General features: G+C 58.7%; 12 protein-coding genes. 6 read left to right on the top strand and 6 right to left on the bottom strand.

Features of this window, described 5'->3' with window-relative positions; translation table 11 throughout:
• Positions 1 to 182: 182 nt before the first annotated feature.
• The 3 genes from NG895_RS18230 to NG895_RS18220 all read right to left on the bottom strand — a co-directional run bounded on the left by NG895_RS18230 (position 183) and on the right by NG895_RS18220 (position 5,754).
• Entirely contained in the window at positions 183 to 1,178 is a 996-nt protein-coding gene (locus NG895_RS18230; protein WP_252853950.1) for a hypothetical protein, read from the bottom strand.
• A gap of 98 nt (positions 1,179 to 1,276) precedes the next feature.
• Positions 1,277 to 5,341, bottom strand: coding sequence for a M56 family metallopeptidase (locus NG895_RS18225; RefSeq protein WP_252853949.1), 4,065 nt, complete (start codon positions 5,339 to 5,341; stop codon positions 1,277 to 1,279).
• Complete coding sequence (locus tag NG895_RS18220) at positions 5,338 to 5,754, bottom strand: BlaI/MecI/CopY family transcriptional regulator (RefSeq protein ID WP_252853948.1); 417 nt, start codon at positions 5,752 to 5,754, stop codon at positions 5,338 to 5,340. The genes NG895_RS18225 and NG895_RS18220 overlap by 4 nt, the downstream gene beginning before the upstream one ends.
• Before the next feature lie 705 nt (positions 5,755 to 6,459).
• Here NG895_RS18220 and NG895_RS18215 point away from each other — a divergent pair.
• Positions 6,460 to 6,975 carry a PH domain-containing protein gene (locus tag NG895_RS18215; RefSeq protein WP_252853947.1) on the top strand — a complete coding sequence of 172 codons (516 nt, stop codon included), beginning with the start codon at positions 6,460 to 6,462 and terminating at the stop codon, positions 6,973 to 6,975.
• 134 nt (positions 6,976 to 7,109) lie between these two features.
• On the opposite strand, the gene NG895_RS18210 is transcribed toward NG895_RS18215, so the two are convergent.
• Together NG895_RS18210 and NG895_RS18205 are read right to left on the bottom strand one after the other, a co-directional pair.
• Positions 7,110 to 7,364, bottom strand: a complete 255-nt coding sequence (locus NG895_RS18210) for a hypothetical protein (protein WP_252853946.1) — start codon at positions 7,362 to 7,364, stop codon at positions 7,110 to 7,112.
• A 76-nt stretch (positions 7,365 to 7,440) separates the two neighbouring features.
• Entirely contained in the window at positions 7,441 to 8,079 is a 639-nt protein-coding gene (locus NG895_RS18205; protein WP_252853945.1) for a hypothetical protein, read from the bottom strand.
• A 411-nt stretch (positions 8,080 to 8,490) separates the two neighbouring features.
• Here NG895_RS18205 and NG895_RS18200 point away from each other — a divergent pair, with 411 nt between their 5' ends.
• The 5 genes from NG895_RS18200 to NG895_RS18180 all read left to right on the top strand — a co-directional run bounded on the left by NG895_RS18200 (position 8,491) and on the right by NG895_RS18180 (position 16,361).
• Entirely contained in the window at positions 8,491 to 11,652 is a 3,162-nt protein-coding gene (locus NG895_RS18200; RefSeq protein WP_252853944.1) for a protoglobin domain-containing protein, read from the top strand.
• 120 nt (positions 11,653 to 11,772) lie between these two features.
• Entirely contained in the window at positions 11,773 to 12,825 is a 1,053-nt protein-coding gene (rsgA, locus tag NG895_RS18195) for a ribosome small subunit-dependent GTPase A (RefSeq protein WP_252853943.1), read from the top strand.
• Positions 12,826 to 13,637: 812 nt separating this feature from the next.
• Positions 13,638 to 14,189 (top strand): 3'-5' exonuclease, encoded by a 552-nt coding sequence (locus tag NG895_RS18190; protein WP_252853942.1) that lies wholly within the window; start codon positions 13,638 to 13,640, stop codon positions 14,187 to 14,189.
• Positions 14,190 to 14,195: 6 nt separating this feature from the next.
• Entirely contained in the window at positions 14,196 to 14,711 is a 516-nt protein-coding gene (locus tag NG895_RS18185) for a zinc-ribbon domain containing protein (RefSeq protein WP_252853941.1), read from the top strand.
• Positions 14,712 to 14,996: 285 nt separating this feature from the next.
• Positions 14,997 to 16,361 (top strand): YybH family protein, encoded by a 1,365-nt coding sequence (locus NG895_RS18180; protein WP_252853940.1) that lies wholly within the window; start codon positions 14,997 to 14,999, stop codon positions 16,359 to 16,361.
• Positions 16,362 to 16,595: 234 nt separating this feature from the next.
• Here the strand turns inward: NG895_RS18180 and NG895_RS18175 are convergent, their stop codons facing one another.
• Entirely contained in the window at positions 16,596 to 17,837 is a 1,242-nt protein-coding gene (locus NG895_RS18175; protein WP_252853939.1) for a Gfo/Idh/MocA family protein, read from the bottom strand.
• Positions 17,838 to 17,985 lie beyond the last annotated feature (148 nt).

Genomic DNA, 17,985 nt, shown 5'->3' with positions numbered 1-17,985 from the left:
CGAACTCTCATGAATGCCCGTCTTTCGACCGAGGTTTGAGATTTGGTGGGAATGCCTGGAATACGACTTTCCAACTTGACCTGCTAGGTCGTGACTCTTTCACGTTGCGAGTACGTCGTGCTCGTTGTGTCGTCGTGGTTCCATTTATCTTAGTGCCCTTTGTGCCTTTGTGGTTAGCCCCGCTACCGTTCCCGCCACAGGATGTCATCATCGATCGACAACTCTCGTTGTTTGTCTGCGATGTCCGCTTTGAACCGCTTGGCGTCCATCGGGTAGCCGGCCGTTGGCTTCAGGTCGGGCTGGTGCGATTGCCAGTAGCCGTTAAAGGCGTGCATCGCCAGTTCGCGCAAGTATTTGGCGGTCATCGACGCCAGGGCCGCTTCGAGTTGCGACTCGCCCTTGCTGCGGAACTCGATGCGGATCTCAGAACCGTCGCGCTGCAGCAGGTATGCGCTCCGCGGCCGGCTTTCGACGATCACTCGGAGCATGTAGCCGGGGAAGTACTCCGAGAGCAGCCCGCCGTAATGGTTGCGGCCGCCATGTTTGTCGCAGGTGACATGAACCAGGGGCGAGGATCGAGGGGCGAGGGACGACGAGGTTAGTTCATCGAGCGTGCGGGCTACCAGGTCGAGGGTCCAGCCGGAGAGCGCGCGGCCTTTGCTGCCGTGGCGGCGCGACTCGGTGTTGAACTCGGCGGGGTATACCAGCCGCGCCTTCATCGCCCGTAGCGCCACCTTGTCGGGCAGGTTGCTGCGGAGCATCGAGCGGGCCGTGTCCAAGCGTTCGACCGAAGCATCGCAGGGCAGGGCAGTGTTGAGCTTCTTGTTGTGCCAGGGCACTTCGTGCCGCGCGCCGGCCGGATCGGCGTCGAGTCCATCGACGAGCGTCTCCCAGCACTGGGCCTCTGGACCATCGAGCAGCGCGAGCATCCCCAGCACGCCGAGCTCGAGCGCCTCGAGACCTCCACCCGGCTTGTAGAGCAACTTTGAGTCGGCCACCGCCAGCCGACCTTTTGACGCTTTCGAGCAAACGACCGGCTTGAGCAGTTGAAACAAACTAAGTCCCTCGCCCCGAGCCCCTCGCTCCTCGCTCCTCACCTCCCACGCCGACAGACCAATGCACAGCGGCCCCAAATTCGGCCCGTACCCCGCTTCGTCGACTCCAATCACCAGCGTCATGCGGTGGATTGTACCGCGAGCTGGGGCGACGCGTCAGCGCCTGGATTGTTTCCGAGGGAGGCGTAGCTCCGCGGCTGTTGTGTATCGAGTGTGAAAGCCTAGAAGGCTCCGCCGCCGCCGACATCGCCGTCTCCACCACCGAAACCGCCACCGAAGCCACCGCCGCCTCCCAAGCCACCTGCCCCTGCTTCGACACCGGGGGGAAACAGTTCCTGCCGTTCCTTCTGATGATCGATGGTCGTATCCAGCGTTTCACCACCGAGCGACTCCTCCACGCGATTTATGATGTCGTCAGGAATCTGTGTCGCGGGGCCTCCAAAAGGGTCCGGTCTTCGGTAGATGCTGTGCAGGACGTCCTCTGCCAGCGTTTTGGCGTCGTCGTCATCGCCATCGAAGAGGTCCAGCAGCCGTTCGGTCATCGGTTTGGCTTCCGCTCCAATTGCCCTCAGGCTGCGGAGTGCGTTCAACTTGCGTGACTTTTGAGTTCCTGCGTCGCTGGTAGCGTCTACCACCTGCACTCCCTGATAGCTGGCCGCAAGTGCGGGTTGTTCCACGATCGTCATCAGAATACTCGGTAGCTCGCCAAGCTGCTCTTGGCTCGCCTTGCTCAGCGCCCAGCGTGCATACTGCCGCACTCGGAGATCGTCGTGGAAGAGCAGGCTGGGCAGTACTGCAGGAAGGTCCCGCAAAGCGTATTCTGCGACAACTGTGTTATCACTGCCTGTGTGAACTGAACGCATCGAGGCAACCAATGCATAAATCGCGCTAGTAATGTACTCCGCATGATCCGAGGTAAGGTGCTTTCGCATCGCTTCACGAGTAACAGGCGACTCGAATTCGGGGTCGGATCGCACGAGAAACCCGAGTGCCGTGCGCGCGACTTCAGTATCCGTCGAATCGACGAGCTTTGCGACTTGTTCTCGCAGGGGCTCGTTGGTGGACTTCGTGCCACCTAAGGCCCAGTACAGCAGATAGGGTGATTTGCTGGGATCCTCTTCATAGCGGTTTATGAGCAGCGAAAGCGCGATTTCGGTAGGAAGCCCCGCACTGCCGTGGATACCAGTAAACGCCTCGATGATGGCTTGTCTCAGCTTACCTTCCGGCGTTTCTTCGATGAGCAGGAAGTTGTATTCTTCCGCCACGTCCAGAATCGCCTCGGTTGCCTCCTTGCCATACCCGGCCCGCCCGAAGGCTCGTAAAGCCTTGATGGCCTCGGTTCGGTTCTCGACTTTCAGTTCGGTCTCGAACGAATCACGCCAGTCGTCGAACGTGCGGCCGTCGTACAGCAGCTTGGGTTGGCGCGATTCAATGACCTTCCGCTTGTCTTCTTCCGACATGTCGATCGGCACCGCCACGCCGGGAGCGACTTGGGTGAACACCCGGCCGCCTTCCTCGTTGTTGGCAGTTCTTTTCAGCCGGTTCTGCTCTTCCTCCCAGGCAGAGGGATTGAAGTGGACCCGCCCGGTTTGCAGTTTCCAGACGTAGCGGGGTTGGGGAGCCGGCTGCTCTTCTGCACCTGCCTCGTCTGGATCGACGGCCTCGAACGGACTTCTCCCTTCGCGCACTCGCTGTTGTTCTCGTTCAGTTTGTCTCACCCGCTGCTGGTGCAACTGTTCTCGTTCCCACTCGGGATCCACCTGCTTGCGCAGCATGTAGTACTTCAGCGGATTGAATTGATCGAGGTCGTCGCGGCGGAGCACTTCGCCCAGTTGCTCGAAGCTCGCGGTGGGCCAGACGTGCAGGCCGACCAGGATGTCGCCAGCTTGACCAACCGATCCATACGTCGATGCCACCACCTGGTCGACACGCACGCCCCCGGCAAAGCCGTTTTTCTTTACCGCCTCGAGCTGCTGGTCGTCCAACCGGGCGATCTCGACACTGAGCATTCTGTACGCCAGGTCCGCGACTCGTTGATCTTCGAGCGGCAGGAAGGGGAGGTCAACGTCTTGGCGTTTGTCAACCGTTAGCTCCACCACCTCAGTGCCGTCACGGGCGACGATGCGATCGGGGTAGATGTCGGCACTCTTGCACATCAGCGACAATCCTTCGTAGTGAATCTGCATATAGTTGTCGACGGTGCGACTGGACTTGAAGTCTTTGCCTCGCTTGGCCAGTTCTATCGCCTGGGCTTGCATCACCATGGGCGACATGTTGACGTCGAACTTCACCGGCCACTCGGCGTCGTCGGTCGCGGTTCTTGCATCCGGTGCGGCAGCACCATTCGGCGTGACGATCACTTCCGCTTCGTCACCGTCCCGCTTGATTTTCACCTGGTGCCCGGCCTTTTCGTGTGCTGCGATTACCTTGAGCACCTCGGCGTACGGAGTCTCGGCCTTGAAGTGGTAGGTCTTGCTAGTGCCATTGATCGTGGTGTCGATCTCGGTGGAATCCTCCGCGCTCTCTGTGTCCTCCGTGGTTCGCTCCTCCCCAGGGCCAGTGGAAGCATTTAGCCCCGAGTAGCTCTCAAGCAAAGGTCGCAATAGCCAATGGGCATGCCGTGGAGCCTCAAGCTCTATTCTGTTGTCGTCCACCCATCGCCAACCGAAGTCGACCTTGGGGCCAAACGGGTCTTTCCGGAGTGCATCGAGAATGGCGCTTAGCGGATGATCGCTGTTGCGGCCGAAATCTGCCGTGACATCATAGCTCTGTTTCTCGATCGGATTGCTCCTCTTGTCAGCAAACACGAGTTTCCACAGCAGCGATTCCGCCTCGCTTTCCGTTAGCTCCACCGGCGGATTGACCTGCGAGTGTCCGGAAGCAAATAACGTGAACTTGCCCTCCATGGTGCCAAGCCTGAAGTTCCGGCCCTCCGCCTTGAACTTCTGCAGTTGCCGAATCACTTCTGCGTCAGGAGACAAGCCGAACTCGACATCGGCGCGATTGTCGTCGCTATCCTCAGAGTCCTCCGTGTCCTCCGTGGTTACATCGTCTACAGCTTCCTCCGTTGCGGTAGATGCCGCTTCCGCCTCGCCTTGGGGTTCGTCGGCCGAGGTGTTCGTCCAGAACGCCGCCGCGGTGATGGTGATGAACAGTGCGGCTACCAGTAGCACAGTTCGCTTCGAGACCAGCATCGGATCGTCCTCCAATTGCAGGATGAGACGTACCCGCCGCGCTAGGGGATGTTGGGCCATCGCCACAGCCATCGACGGAGGTCGACGGTCGGAAGTTGTCCGCGCGACAGCAATCAACAGCTCGGCGTAGCCCTCGCGGTCGCCGCACTCGGACACCACCACGGCGTCGCAGCGTTGTTCGCGGCCCTCGCGCAGCCAGCGGCTCATCAGCCATACCGCGGGGTGAAAGAACAGCAGGGCTTCGACCACTCGCTGCACGAAGTTCACCAGGTTGTCCCACCCGCGGACGTGAGCCAACTCATGCACCAGGGCCATCTCGATCTCTGCCGGCGACCAACCGGTCACCGCCGCCGAAGGCAGCAGCACCAGCGGACGCACGATGCCCAGCAGCACCGGTTGAACCACCCGATCGCTCACCGCCACGCTCACTTGCCGGGCGATGCCGAGCGACTGGCGAAGCCGCGCAGCGGCGTCGCACACGGGACCCTCGGTCAGCAGGGTGGCTTGCCGCCGCAACCGCTCGCTGCCCACAAGCCCGGTCGCCAACAGCAGAAACGTAACCGGCGTGCCGACCAGCCACAGCCAGGGAAGGTAGTGAGTCGCCAGTTGCAGCAGGACGAGCGGATCCCAGGCGGCAAACGGTTCGGGTTCGGCGACCGGCTCGAAACTCGCCTCGGCAGCGGGCGCGACGGGCGCTGGCTCCCGTTCGGCAGCATTCTCGGTCGGCAGCACGATCGGATTGTGCTTCAAGTCGATCACCTCGACGGCCGGTTGCGGCGTGGTGACCGAGTCGGATGGCGGCGGCGAAACGCTCGCCATCGGCGCCGGCTCCCCTACGGGCTCCGAAGCTGCGGCGAAAGTTGCCGGGGTCGTTGGATTGATAAACTCGCCATGGGCATGCAGCCAACTGCCGATCGCCAGCGGCGAAGCGGCCAGTAGCACGAAGCCAACCAAGGTGGCCGCGTAGCGCACGTTCGCCGAGGTTCGTCGCAGCGCCAGTCGCACGACTGCGAACAACAGCGCGATGAATGATCCGATCCACAGAAAGTGGAGCATGGTCCAGCCGCTGAGTTGCCAGTAGTAGGCGCTCATGATTTGCCCCCTCGTTTAGCGCCGTTGGCTTCGCGCCGCTTGGCGTCGACTAGTTTCTCGAGTTCCGCCAGATCTTTGGCCGTGAGCCGTTCGGTTTCGACAAGATGGGCGACCAGTCGACTGGCCGATCCATCGAACACCCCATCCACCAGCTTACCGACCATGCCGCCGGCAGTCTTCTCCTGCGTGGCGGCGGCCGACCACTGATATCCCCTGCCGGTGGACGCCTTGCGTTTGACCAGTTTCTTGTCGAGCATCACTTTGAGCATCGTGGCCACGGTGGTGGTCGCCACCTCGCGGCTGGCGCGCAGGGCGTCGCACACCTCGGCCAGGGTGCAACTGCCGTTGGCCCAGAGGATGCGAAGTATCTCGAGTTCCCCATCGGTGGGGTGCTTGCTTGCCGGACGAGCCATGGCGCGAGCTCCTTGTTTTTTAGGACACCGCGGTGCCGCGGGGTGAGGCTGACGCCGCCAATTCTATAGAATTAGAATGCCGGGTCAAGCATATTTTCGGCCACCGGGTGGGGTTTATTCCCCGGAACCAGAAGAATCCAAGGCCGCAGGTCGCGGGCCGCGGAAAGATATGGAGCCACAGATCGCCACGGATCCGGCCGTGGCGGGAGACGCGTGGGGCCCCGTCGATCCGGTCCGATGGGTCGCACTCAGGTCGCCCAACCTTTCCACTTTGTGGGGGGCAAAGTTGTCTGGTATCACGAATCTCTCAAGGCCCAACGGGCGGGGACCTTTGCCTCGCGAATCAACGCCGCGCTAACCGACCTGGTCGATTCGAGCCACGAGATGGAAGCGACGATTCAAACTCCACGAGTTACTCTTCAAGTCAAAAAACGAATCCGAACTCGACATCACCCCAAGCGTCAGAAAAAACGACGTGCCATTGGTGCTTTTCGCACGGAGTTGGCCCTCCCGCCAGGTGCAGGACGCGTATTCCACCAACGGCACCGATAGTCGCGGAAGCGCAGGTGCGGAGTTTCACCTCGTTGCTGATTGCCTATACTGAGTAGAGTTGCAGTTCGACACCAGGTTGTTCCTGGCCAGGCCGCCTTATCCAGGAAGCTTACGCTTCTATGACAAGTTCACCAGCCATGCATGGATAGTTCCATGAACAACGACCCACCTATTCAAGAAATCCGACCGGTTGTAGTTCCAGCACAGTACTACCTGTTTGGCCCTTTGGCTGCTGCGTTCCTGTCCTTGTTCCCTGGCATGTTCGCTTTTGTGATCAGTAATATGATCATCCAATCCTTTGATCCGGTCATTTACTTCGGCTTGATTGTGTATGTTTTGTCGTTTGTCGCGATAATGTTTTTAATGTACTTGAAGTGCTTTATGGAGCCGCGAAAAACGGTTTATCGAATCTTCGAAAATAAGCTTGAGTACTACGAGGGCTTTTTGAAAAGACAGCAAAGGACTGTTGTGTTTGACCAGGTAATCGATGTCCAACTCTCGGAAGGTATTCTTCAGCAGACGAAGCAAGCAGGGTCTATCGCATTGATTACACAGCAACTGGTGTCTTCTGGCGAAGGTAAGTTGTCCAACAGAAGGATTGTCTTGAGCAATGTCCCCAAGCCGCAAGAGACATATGAACTTCTTCGTAGTTTGGCAATTCCAGGCTAGGGCACCCACGAACAGCAACGCTCCAAAGGGAGGCACGCGTTGCGTTACGCTCCATGAGGTTTCCGGGGGCCTGGCGTCGGACGCCTAGGGCCACGACATTCCGACCAGTTTTCCGTACCTTAGCTGCTTCGGCCTCAGGGACGGTCTGGTCGGTCGCTACCTGCATCCTGATCCGTCAGGGCGTGCCAGCGTCGTAGAACGGCAAGCAACAGGCCGAGGACTTGCTCTCGGCCGAGAGACTCAATCCAGTTCTCCAGTTCCGGCGCCGGCTCTTCCCAATCGACATCGACCGCTTGCGACGAGTCAATGAGCTTGGCGAGCATGGTGCACACCTCGGCATCGGCTCGAAGGTGGCCATCTGGATTGTTGTTTGGTTCGGGCGCGGTCAATGATCTTTTCCTTCGAAGTAGCGGCTCGATTCGACGACTGCGTTGCCCGTGCCGAACACGGGCAACGCGCGGAACCTCAGCGTTCGATCGACGTCAGCAGCAGCAACTTGCGGAGCAGCATCGCTTCGAGCGAACAATCGCCGGGCATCGCCCGATTGCTGTTGGAATCTTCACAAGCCGGAAGTCCGCGATTGGCCGTGGCGGCGATGAGGACTTGTGACGTTCGTTTGGCGAGGGCTTGAATCGCACGTTTGTAGGCCCGTTGCTGCTCGTCCCGGGTCCACAACTGGCCACCTGCATCCTCGAACGCTGCCCGCACGATACTTCGCATGCTGGTCATCCCCGACTCTCTTTCGCGGCAGTCGTCACAGGTCTCTTCGGCGGCAATTTCCTCCATGACCTCATCTTGAATCCACTGAAACAGGGCGTCGGCGACCAGTTCTGCAGATACGAAATCGACATCGACGAGTTCTCCCGTCTCAGGGATCAGCCACGTCATCATGGCATCGTGGAGGCATCTCAAACGATCCACATACGGCAGACCGTCAAGGAGCTCGTGGCCGATCTGGCCTTCGCCATCGCGCAAACTATCTACCATTACACCTGCCGCTACCTCGAGTAGGGCTTTCTCTCCGCGATGCAAACCTTGCTGCACCGGATGCGACTGTTCCATGGCCAGCTGCGCTGCTTGTTGCCCTAGATTGGATTGTTCCATGACCTGTTGCACTCCTTGTGAGAATTGAGAAGGGTAGCCACCGTACCCACTGAACTTGTATCGGACAAATTGCCACTCAAGAATGGACTGCTTCTCGCTTCTTTTTGTCGTTGCTTCAAGATGTGCAACCCGATTTTCTGCATTGGCATTGTGACGCGAAAAGTAGATCGCAGATCATGGTGCTTCAATGCGGGCTGTCCCGTACTTCGAGTGCGCGCGACGACTGTTGCATCGCGCAATCACCGCATGCGGGCTAGCCCGTACTGCGTGCGCGTTCCGCATCGGATGACAAACTTGCTACCGTGACACTGTTGCAGGGCGCGCCTAGAATGGGCTTCTCATGTGCTTGGCAGAGCATGTAGAAACGAACAACTCAGCAGCGCAGCAATCTGACATCGGAGAGGCGGCGGAATGGATCGGCAAGTCGAAGGCGAGTCTCATGACTCCTGGCGTGTGGACGCCGCAACGATGCACTCCCGCCTGTCGTTGATCGGCATCTCGCAGTCAGATCGCGCCACGCTGCAAGAGTTTTGGCCACGCGCAGAAGTCGCTTCGGGGGCGCTGTTGAACGACTTTTACCAGCGGTTCATCGCCACACCCGAACTTGCCGCAATTCTGGGTAATCCCGAACGCGTGAAGAAACTCGTCGCCCTGCAGACGGACTATCTGCGCAGCGTATTCTGCGACACCATGGATGAGAAGTACGCAGGCAACAGGCTGCGGATCGGCGCGCGCCATCATCAATTGCATGTTGCTCCCCAGTGGTACCTGGCGGCCTGCGCCCACCTGATGTGCGGGTTTGCTTCGCTGGCTTTCGCGACGGGCAGATCGCCGCAGGATGGAATCGCGATTACGGATGCCCTTGTGAAGGCACTTCTGTTCGACGCGTGTTTGATGTTGGAATCGTACGGTCGCTGCGAAGACGTGGACGTCATGGAATCGATCCGGAAGGAAACGGCCACTTCTCAGTTGGTGGAAGGAGACACACAGGGCGGATCTCGCAGGGATACGACGGCGGAGGACGCGAGCTTTGGTATGACCCGGGTCCAACTGGACGAGAAGGAGTTCAACCAACGGGCCAGTTTCCTGGGACTGGACAAGGCGCAGCTGGAGTTGCTGCCGACGATTGCACCCGCCGTTTCCAAGGCGATGCCTGGGGTGCTCCAAGATTTCTACGATGTCATCCAATCCACGCCCGAGCTGGCTGGTCATGTTTCGAGTGACCGATTGGAGCGTTTGCTTGGGCAGGTGGCATCCTACTGGCAAGAGCTCCTTCGCGGTCAGATCGACTCTCTGTACGCGACTTCCCGAATACGGATTGGCGTCGTGCACGAGCAGATTGGCCTCGCTCCACAGTGGTACCTGGCTGGGCTGGCGCGGCAGGTCAGCGGCCTGCTCCGCGCACTTCCTGCGGATAAACCGACAACGGCTCCAGCCATCGATGCGCTCTTGCGAGTGGTGATCATGGATACGACATTCGTGATCAATGCCTACATGGAAGCCCGCGCGAACCGACTGCTTCAACTTCGCGGGTTCGCCCAGCGGCTGATTGGGCGTCTCACGTCGGCCGTGGCGATTCTGGACAGCGAGTGCCGCATTCTTTTTGCCAACGAAGAGCTTGTCTCCATGGCGGGAATCGACCCAGGGCTGTTGTACTTCATGAAGTTGGAGGACGCGGTGCCGGTCAAGGGACTCACGCAGACAGTCAACGACATCTGCGAGAAACGCCAGGAACGCGCCACGATGGTGCAGAAACTGGGGGAACGAAGCTTCCGATTGACCGTCACCCTGCTGGAGGGCTCTCCGTCGAAGGATGATCGCAAGGTCGCTGTTGTGCTGGACGATGTCAGCGAAGTAATCCGGATGGGCAACTCCATCGAAAGCTCGACCCAGCACCTCAACCGCCTGGCGAACGCCGTGGCCGCGGTGCTCTGGGAGATGGATGGCAACACGCAGGTGCTGACCTCTCTCTCACGAGGATCGTTCGAGCTGCTCGGATGGCGAGACGTCTCGCTGTTGGGACGCCCACATGCGTGGGTCGACGTGATTGTTCCCGAAGACCGCGACATGTTTCTGGCGGCTTGCGATAGCCTCCACTCGCTACCACAAACCAGTTGCGAATATCGGATGGCCACGGCCGAGGGGCGAATTATTTGCGTGTCCAGTCGTCTGAGCCGCATGCCTTCCAATTCCAGCGGCCTGCGCATCGCCGCCGTGACGACGGATGTCACGCACACCCGCCAGGTCGACCGCCTGCGGCTGGCTTCGCTCGAGGCCTTCACCTCCAGGATGTGCGGTGTCACCCAAAGCGCGATGTCCGCCATTCAATCGAACCTGGAGGAATTGCAGCGAAGTGATGCGGCCCAGAATGGCAGCCCCGGAAGTCTGAACCACACACTCAACGAAGTCAAACGTGTATCCTCCATCCTTTCAAGTCTGACCGCCTTCACGGGACGTCAGCCTCTTCAGGTTCGCGACTCGAACCTGAACGCGACGCTCAATGCGGTGCTTCCCGAACTCCGCATCCTGGCGGGCGAGGAGATGGAACTCGACTCGCAACTGGGCTCCGAACTGCCATTGTGCCGCCTCGACCCAGATGAGTTCCTGCTGATCGTGAGTCAGCTGATCGACAATTCAAGGCAGGCAACATCCGGTCGAGGTCGCGTCGTACTGAGTACGTCCTGCCGGGAGCATGGAGAGCAACCCTCGTCGGGAACACCGCGCAGCCAGTCCTGGGTGGAGCTTAGCGTTACTGACAACGGTGTCGGCATGCCGGGTGAGGTGCGTCGACGTGCCATCGAACCCTTCTACTCCGCGTTTCGGCAAGAGAACCGCTATGGCCTGGGGCTGAGCATGGTGCATGGTTATGTCACCCAATGTGGCGGCTACCTGACCCTTCGCAGCATCCGGTCCAAGGGTACTACCGTCACCATGCATTTCCCGATGAGCAACCGCGAGGTACCCTTGGTACACGTTGGCATTCACGCAGTCGCGCCGGCGAAGGTCCTGGTGGTCGACAGCGACCCTCAAGTTCTGCAAAGTACGGCCGCCATTGTTAGAGACCTCGGCTATAGCATTCGTGTTGCCAGCGACGTCGCCGAAGCACTCGATGTGGCCGAGAAGGAAGAGATCGATGTGCTGATTACGGAGTTGTCGCTCCCCGGTGCGACGGACGGCATTGGCCTGTCCAACATGGTGGCCTCCATCTCTCCAGACGTCGGTGCTATCTTGATCTCCGATACACGGGCCGTGGACATCACTTCGCAGGGGGCAGAAGTCGTTCAGTTTGTGATGCTGAAGCCTCTGCCCCCGGAAGACCTGAACAACTACATTCAGGAGATCGTCGCCGGAAAGGTGAAACGTCTCGGCGAGTTGGTGCGATTGTCGGCCCGCGAGCGCGAGGTTCTGCAATTCATCGCGACGGGCAAGTCCCAAGCCGAAGTGGGGCGGATGCTGGGAATCTCGGAACGCACCGTGGAACAGCACGTCAGGGGAGCCCGGCAGAAACTCCGCGCCGCCAACACGATCGACGCCGTGGTGCAAGCGATTCGCCAACGAGAAATCGTTCCCTAGTGGATTGCACCATGGCTACTCCTCCCGCCTCCGCGATCGGTGGGCCGAGGTCCACTGTCTTGCCCGCGCGAACCTTTCTCTCCCGAGGTGTGTCGGTTGCTGCGGTACGGATAAGGACCCATGAAGATGGACTATCAACAACTGCGGGCGATTGGGTGGAAGCCGTTTTTCGAGCAGCAACTGCCCGACGACCAGCCCGAGGCGACCGTGGTTGCCCGGGTGTCGGCTCACCACGGCAGTCAGGTGCTTCTGCTGGGCGCCGCGGGCGAGTTCCCCGTGCACACGCAGTTGGCCGAGTCGGCCGGCGAGGTGGCGGTCGGCGACTGGCTGTTGCTGTCGGCCGCCGACCATCGTGCCGTGCGGCGACTCGAGCGACAGACGTTGCTCTACCGCAAGGCGGCCGGCGCCGAGGTCAAGCCACAACTGATCGCGGCCAACATCGATACCATCTTCATCGTCTGTTCGTGCAATGAAAACTTCAATCTGTCCCGCATCGAACGCTATCTCGCCCTGGCCCTCGAGGCGGGCACCACGCCGGTGGTGGTGCTGACCAAGGCCGACCTCTGCCGCGACGCGGCCGCGCTGCGCCGGCAGACCGAGCAACTGCACGCCGGACTGTTGGTCGAGACGCTCGACGCCCGCGAGGCGGCGGATGCTGAAGTGCTGCAGCCGTGGTGTGGGCCGGGGCAAACCGTGGCGCTGTTGGGCTCGTCGGGCGTGGGCAAATCGACGCTCGCCAACACGATGGGAGTCGGCAATCTGGCCACCGGCGAGATTCGCCAGGACGACGGTCGAGGACGACACACCACCACTTCGCGCTCGCTCCACCAACTCCCCTGGGGTGGTGTGCTGATGGATAATCCCGGCATCCGCGAGCTGCAATTGCCCGCCTGCGAGGAGGGACTGGCCGATGTGTTCGACGACATCGTCCAGCTGGCCACTAACTGCCGCTTCAACGACTGCAGCCACAACGGCGACGCCGGCTGCGCCGTACAGGAGGCCATCGAAGCCGGCGAACTCGACCAGCGGCGCCTGACCAACTACCAAAAGCTGCTGGCCGAGCAGGCACGCAATTCACAAACACTGGCCGAGCGCCGCGAACAGAGCCGCAAGCTGGGGCGGTACTATAAATCGGTGATGAAGGCCAAGAACCGCTTGCGGGAGGAGCCGTGAGAGACACGTCCCCTGGAAAGTAGGCTGCAGATCAACCACGGAGAATACAGAGGGCGCGGAGTGAGTTGATGGCTTCGTGATGCTGCAGCCGCCCAAAGGTCGCACCTGCCTCTGGTGCGAGGGAGTTTTGACGGTCCGCGCAGGAGTGTCAGGCCGAGAGACTTTCGCCACCGCGGATGGAATTGGCTACAATTTACTAGCACGTCCAAGTTGAAAGATGCTTCCTGTTCTAGTCGCTGCACCCCTCAATGCCCCTCGAACTTCCAAATAGACTGTGGAGGCCACGTTTTAGCCTAAAAGTGGTGCTACTGATATTCACGGTGGTAGCGTGCTGGCTGAGTTGGAGAGTACACGAGGCCCGTGAGCGTCTACAGCTCTTGAGTCGGCTTGAGCATGAAAAGGTGTCGGGGCTTGCCGTCGTCACATATTACGAGACGAGAAGGGACCCCAGGCCGTTCAGGTTTTGGTACTACGGAGCCATCCCAAAACACATTGGGCAAGAAGTCGCCCAGCCCTTCGAAGCGTACAGAGACGTCTATGTACCAGTAGAAAGTGTCAGGGAATCCTTCCGGCCAAGCCTGATGAGGTGTTGCTTGGACGAACCCATTGTTGATGCAATTTATCTTGACGACGCCGAGTGGGCTTCGGAGTACCAAGCCGCATTTCCCGAGGCGTTGATCTCTGTACTCGATGCAGCCAGTACGGGGAGTGAGTTGCATCGCTAGCCTCCCCCGGCCACATCGTCCAGCGCAAAGCAAGCTAAGGGTAGCGCACAATCGCCAACGAATCCAACTACTCAAGTACCCAGCACCATGCCCACCCATTCCGTCATCGTCGACCTCGAAGCGACCTGTTGCGACGACAATTCGTTCCCGCGGCATGAGATGGAGATCATCGAGATTGGGGCGGTTGCTGTCGAGTCGGCGACGGGGGCCGCGGTGTCTGAGTTCCAGTCGTTCGTTCGGCCCGTGCGAAATCGGGTGCTGACCGATTTCTGCAAGTCGCTTACCAGTATTTCGCAGCAACAGGTCGACGGGGCGGACGAGTTTCCCGCGGTGATCAAGCACCTCGGCACTTGGCTCTCAGCGCTGGCCGACTACGATTTTTGTTCGTGGGGCTATTACGACCGGCGGCAGTTCGAGCAGGACTGTGAGTTTCACTCGGTGTCCTACCCTTTCGCCGGTCCTCATCGGAACCTCAAGGTCGAGTTTGCCGAGGCGCTGGGGCTGAAGAAGAGACTTGGCGTCGGCCAGGCGGTGCGGAAACTCGGCCTGGAGTTCGACGGCACGCCTCATCGCGGGATCGACGACGCACGCAATATCGCGGCCATCTATCGCCAGACGCTGGCCTCGTCAGGGAGTTGAATAAGCATGACCCGAAAAAGAAAGATACCCAATTACATGCGGGCTACTCCCAGCATATCCCGCGAAAGAGAATTTGAACTATTGAATAGTTTTGGGGGCTACAAGTACCACCGAACCGATCTATCGGAAGTCATCGAGGCCGATGTCAGCAAACAGAACTTTGTATACGGGCCGAGAGGTTACTACATCACGACATTGCACGTCTGTCGGAAGTGCGGCACAGAGTTCAGATTCACGGCCGAGGAACAACAAGTCTGGTTTGAAGAGTATGGCTTGTCTGTCTGTGCCTTTCCCGACTGGTGTCTCACTTGCCGAAGAGAGATAAGGCAGGAGAAGGCAAAGAGAAAACTCTACGACGAATACCTTACGGACGACGACGCCAATCTAACGGCCCAGCAGTGCAGAGAACTGGCCGACCTGATCATGAATCTATTCGGCCCCGAACTGAACGAGAAAAGGAGAAATCGATACAATCGAATGATGAACCGCATCAGCAACGTCGACGACAACCGTGCCAGCTAGCTGCCTCATCCACATCGTCCGAGGCTGCTTATCACGTCTACAGGCAACCTCCCGGGTGTGTCACGCTTGCGCACCCCAAGATTTCGGGCCTCGCGTGCCGAGGTTGTGTACACCTCGGTTAGTTGGTGACCGATTTCTCAGGGCGTCCAAAGCACCATAGGGAGCAAGGAAGCAGGGACTTAGAATGTCGAAATGTCTTGATCGAGGCACGCTACAGCCTTAGACTGACTGACGGTGCTCCTCTGCTTATCGCTAATCTCTAACTCGTGCTGAGAGGGTGCGGTCATGGCCCCGAAACTGATTCTATTCGTCCTCGCCTTCGTGCTGCCTTTATCTCAGGCATGGTCAGCCGAAACTGACCGGCCTCAAGACGAAGCGGCCATCAAGCAGGTTATCGACAAAAAAACCGACGGCTTCAACAGACACAATGCGGCTGCTCAAGCCATGTTGTTTACAGAGGGTGCGGACTTTTATGCGTCGAATGGAACGGTCCATGTCGTCGGAAGGGACAAGATCGAAGGCGTCTTCAAGTTCATTCACGAGGGGGAAAACGCTGTCTTTAAGAACGCTAAGTTGGATCAGACCGTATCCAAAATCGCGTTCCTGTCGCCGGACATCGCAATTGTCAGTACCGATCTGACAGTGAACCGCGCCGAAAAAGATGGCGGCACTTACAGCAGCCGAGGCTTGCGCGTTATGGTTCGCCAGGATGGGCAATGGAAGATTCGCACTTACATGAATCAGTTGATCGTCCCCAGCCGAGTGTCTCCAGAGGACATCGAAACGGCGACCGAAGGCGAGTCTTCCCAGTATCGCTTCACTCACTCGACTGTCGTACTGTCAAAACCGTGGCAAGAGGTAATCCACGACTTTGAAGACTCGACAATGCAAACGATTCGGAAGGCTGGGGGGATAGAGTTTGGAATCTGGCACTCGATTCCTTTAGAAGAGGGATCGCCTGCTCCTGAAATGTCCCCTCAGACCCTCATCGTTACGATTGCATGGCCCAAGTCTTCGGCTACAAACGCAGTTGCGGTCACTGACGAGGCATTTAATGACTTTTCTGCTACACGGTCTGTGCGTACACGGCTTTACGAACCGGTCGTGCTACCTCACGGGATGACGATCTCAACGGGGCAAGGATTTTATGTGCATCGCCTCAATCAGTATTCATCTGACAACGTCGAACGTGTTACGGAGTTAAGTCAAAAGGCATGGCTGCTAATGGATCAGCCATACGGAGAAGTACATTCCGTGATTGGACTCTTCAGAGAAGTTCCTGATCGGGACGGCGTTGCGACTTTGATGCGTATCGTCTGGTATCCAAGTTTTCAAGGCTGGCAGAAGACACGGGGTGCTAAGGACGAAGTGCCAGAAGCAATTGAACTCTTCGAGGAGAGAGGGAAAATGGCGATAGGCAACCCGTTCGGAGAGGGAACAGTGACGGGTCGTTACACTCACTCCGATCGTCTCGGCGAAACCGTCAATCAGGGCGGCACTCCGCCCCGGCGAGATTGTTTACCTTACCGACATACTAACTACAGAGAAGCTGTGGTGGTGATGACACCTCGGTGCCTTCGTGAGGGGGTGAATCTGCGTCGGTGCAGCTCCCCTCGGCGGCTTCGAGCGGTTCGAAAGATGCTGAGGTGATGTACACTTCAGTGGCTAAGAACTTCAGCCAACCAACAGCGGTTGGGCACCCCGCTGCTAATTCGAGGCCTGCCGGCGACCCGCCGTTGCACCCTAACGTCGAGGTGTGGTACCGGCTACCGGGAGCGCCACTCCTCAAGAGAATTAAAGGTTTTAGTAAAGAGAGTCATTTCGACTCGGGGCGGGTAGCCGGTTGTCCACCACCGTTTTGTGGTCCTGTTCTTGTGTCGCCGCTTACAAATCATACTGCGTAATCTTCATCCAAACGCCGCCCTTTAGTGCGGATTTGTGTGCAATCGTCCCAGCGAGAGTCATGTTCAAGGCATCTCCGATACCCACGATGGGTTTTCGATCCAGCAGAATCGATTCGATGAAGTTATTGGTCAACCTCCCGTGAGAACCACCATGGCCGCCAGCTCCAACGCTGGGAGGGAGAGGCGGTCGGCTGCCGACGATTGAGTTGTCATGGGGCTTCTCCCCGTAGACGCGTCCCTGTTCCCCCTCGGCGTTCTTCATGTCCCAGCTCACTCCCATGCGTGAGATTCCCCCCTCGCTCGTCTTGAGCATCGCAATCTCCGTGCCGAAGGAGTTGTGATACTGGTTGTCAGCCTCCTGGAAGACCGGGTAGTAGCTCGCAGTTCCGAGACCGGACACCTCCGTGAACCGCTTCCCGGTCACCGAAACGTAGTAGGCCGTGGCGTGGGTCGGATACCACATCGGGGGCAAGGCACGGCGCCACCCAAACTCGTCAATCTTGCCGTTCTTCGCATTGTAACTTCCGAGAGTGCCGATGCCATCGTGCCAATACTCACCCTCTGAATAGATGATCTTTCCAAGGGCTCCTGCGTGGTACTGCAGTCTTTTTGAGTAGAGATCCTCATGAAACGTCGATGTTTCGTTCATCATGTATTTCAATCCGCTCTTTTTGACGGCATTGAACAATTTCTCCGCTTCATCTTCCGCCTCAAACCCGAACACAGCCGGAACAGCGGAGCAAACATGCTTGCCGTGTTCCAGCGCCATGATGGCCAGTCGTGCGTGGCTCGGGGCATCGGTGGCGATGTAGATGGCTTCGATGCTCTTGTCCTTGATCATTTCTTCGCAGGACGGATAGGTCTTCTTCGCACCCACCGCCTTGGCCAGTTCGGCACACCGCCCGGGATCGAGATCGGTAGCGGCCACCACTTCGACGTTGGGATGGGTCTGGTAAAAGAAAGCAGCACCGAATTTGCAGAGTCCGTATCCGGCGATTCCCACCTTAACCTTGCGATCGGAGACCGGCTGCCAACCCTTCGCACGAGTCGGCTCATCCTTGGTTTTTTCGAAACCGGGAATCACTTTCCCATCTGCATCCGTTGGTGCCTTTGGAGCTCCCGACGCAGGCACTCGACTCATTCCCCAGATAGCACCTGCCACCCCGAGCATCCGCCCAAATTCACGTCGATCCATCGGCATTTGCTGCTCGTTTTCGTTCATCTCTTCTCTCATATTTCTAGTTTTCTTGGCCAACCCGTTCAACGAGCATGGATGCTCGCTGAACAGCTGAGGTAATCGGGTTGACGGACCAACGCGGCTGACGTTGGCACACCGGAAATTGTAGACGAAGGAAACGACGTTGAAACAC

It is taken from the genome of Aeoliella straminimaris (assembly GCF_024054565.1).
In the GTDB taxonomy this organism is placed as follows: Bacteria; Planctomycetota; Planctomycetia; order Pirellulales; family Lacipirellulaceae; genus Aeoliella; species Aeoliella straminimaris.
The sequence above is the reverse complement of the archived record's forward strand: the minus strand, read 5'-3'. Positions and strand labels throughout refer to the sequence as shown.

Excerpts from the sequence above, each read along its gene's own strand:
- NG895_RS18185 (WP_252853941.1), top strand. The coding sequence starts at position 14,196 with ATGACCCGAAAAAGAAAGATACCCAATTACATGCGGGCTACTCCCAGC.
- NG895_RS18215 (WP_252853947.1), top strand. The coding sequence starts at position 6,460 with ATGAACAACGACCCACCTATTCAAGAAATCCGACCGGTTGTAGTTCCA.
- NG895_RS18190 (WP_252853942.1), top strand. The coding sequence starts at position 13,638 with ATGCCCACCCATTCCGTCATCGTCGACCTCGAAGCGACCTGTTGCGAC.
- NG895_RS18200 (WP_252853944.1), top strand. The coding sequence starts at position 8,491 with ATGGATCGGCAAGTCGAAGGCGAGTCTCATGACTCCTGGCGTGTGGAC.
- NG895_RS18225 (WP_252853949.1), bottom strand. The coding sequence starts at position 5,341 with ATGAGCGCCTACTACTGGCAACTCAGCGGCTGGACCATGCTCCACTTT.
- NG895_RS18180 (WP_252853940.1), top strand. The coding sequence starts at position 14,997 with ATGGCCCCGAAACTGATTCTATTCGTCCTCGCCTTCGTGCTGCCTTTA.
- rsgA (WP_252853943.1), top strand. The coding sequence starts at position 11,773 with ATGAAGATGGACTATCAACAACTGCGGGCGATTGGGTGGAAGCCGTTT.
- NG895_RS18205 (WP_252853945.1), bottom strand. The coding sequence starts at position 8,079 with ATGGAACAATCCAATCTAGGGCAACAAGCAGCGCAGCTGGCCATGGAA.
- NG895_RS18175 (WP_252853939.1), bottom strand. The coding sequence starts at position 17,837 with ATGAACGAAAACGAGCAGCAAATGCCGATGGATCGACGTGAATTTGGG.
- NG895_RS18220 (WP_252853948.1), bottom strand. The coding sequence starts at position 5,754 with ATGGCTCGTCCGGCAAGCAAGCACCCCACCGATGGGGAACTCGAGATA.
- NG895_RS18230 (WP_252853950.1), bottom strand. The coding sequence starts at position 1,178 with ATGACGCTGGTGATTGGAGTCGACGAAGCGGGGTACGGGCCGAATTTG.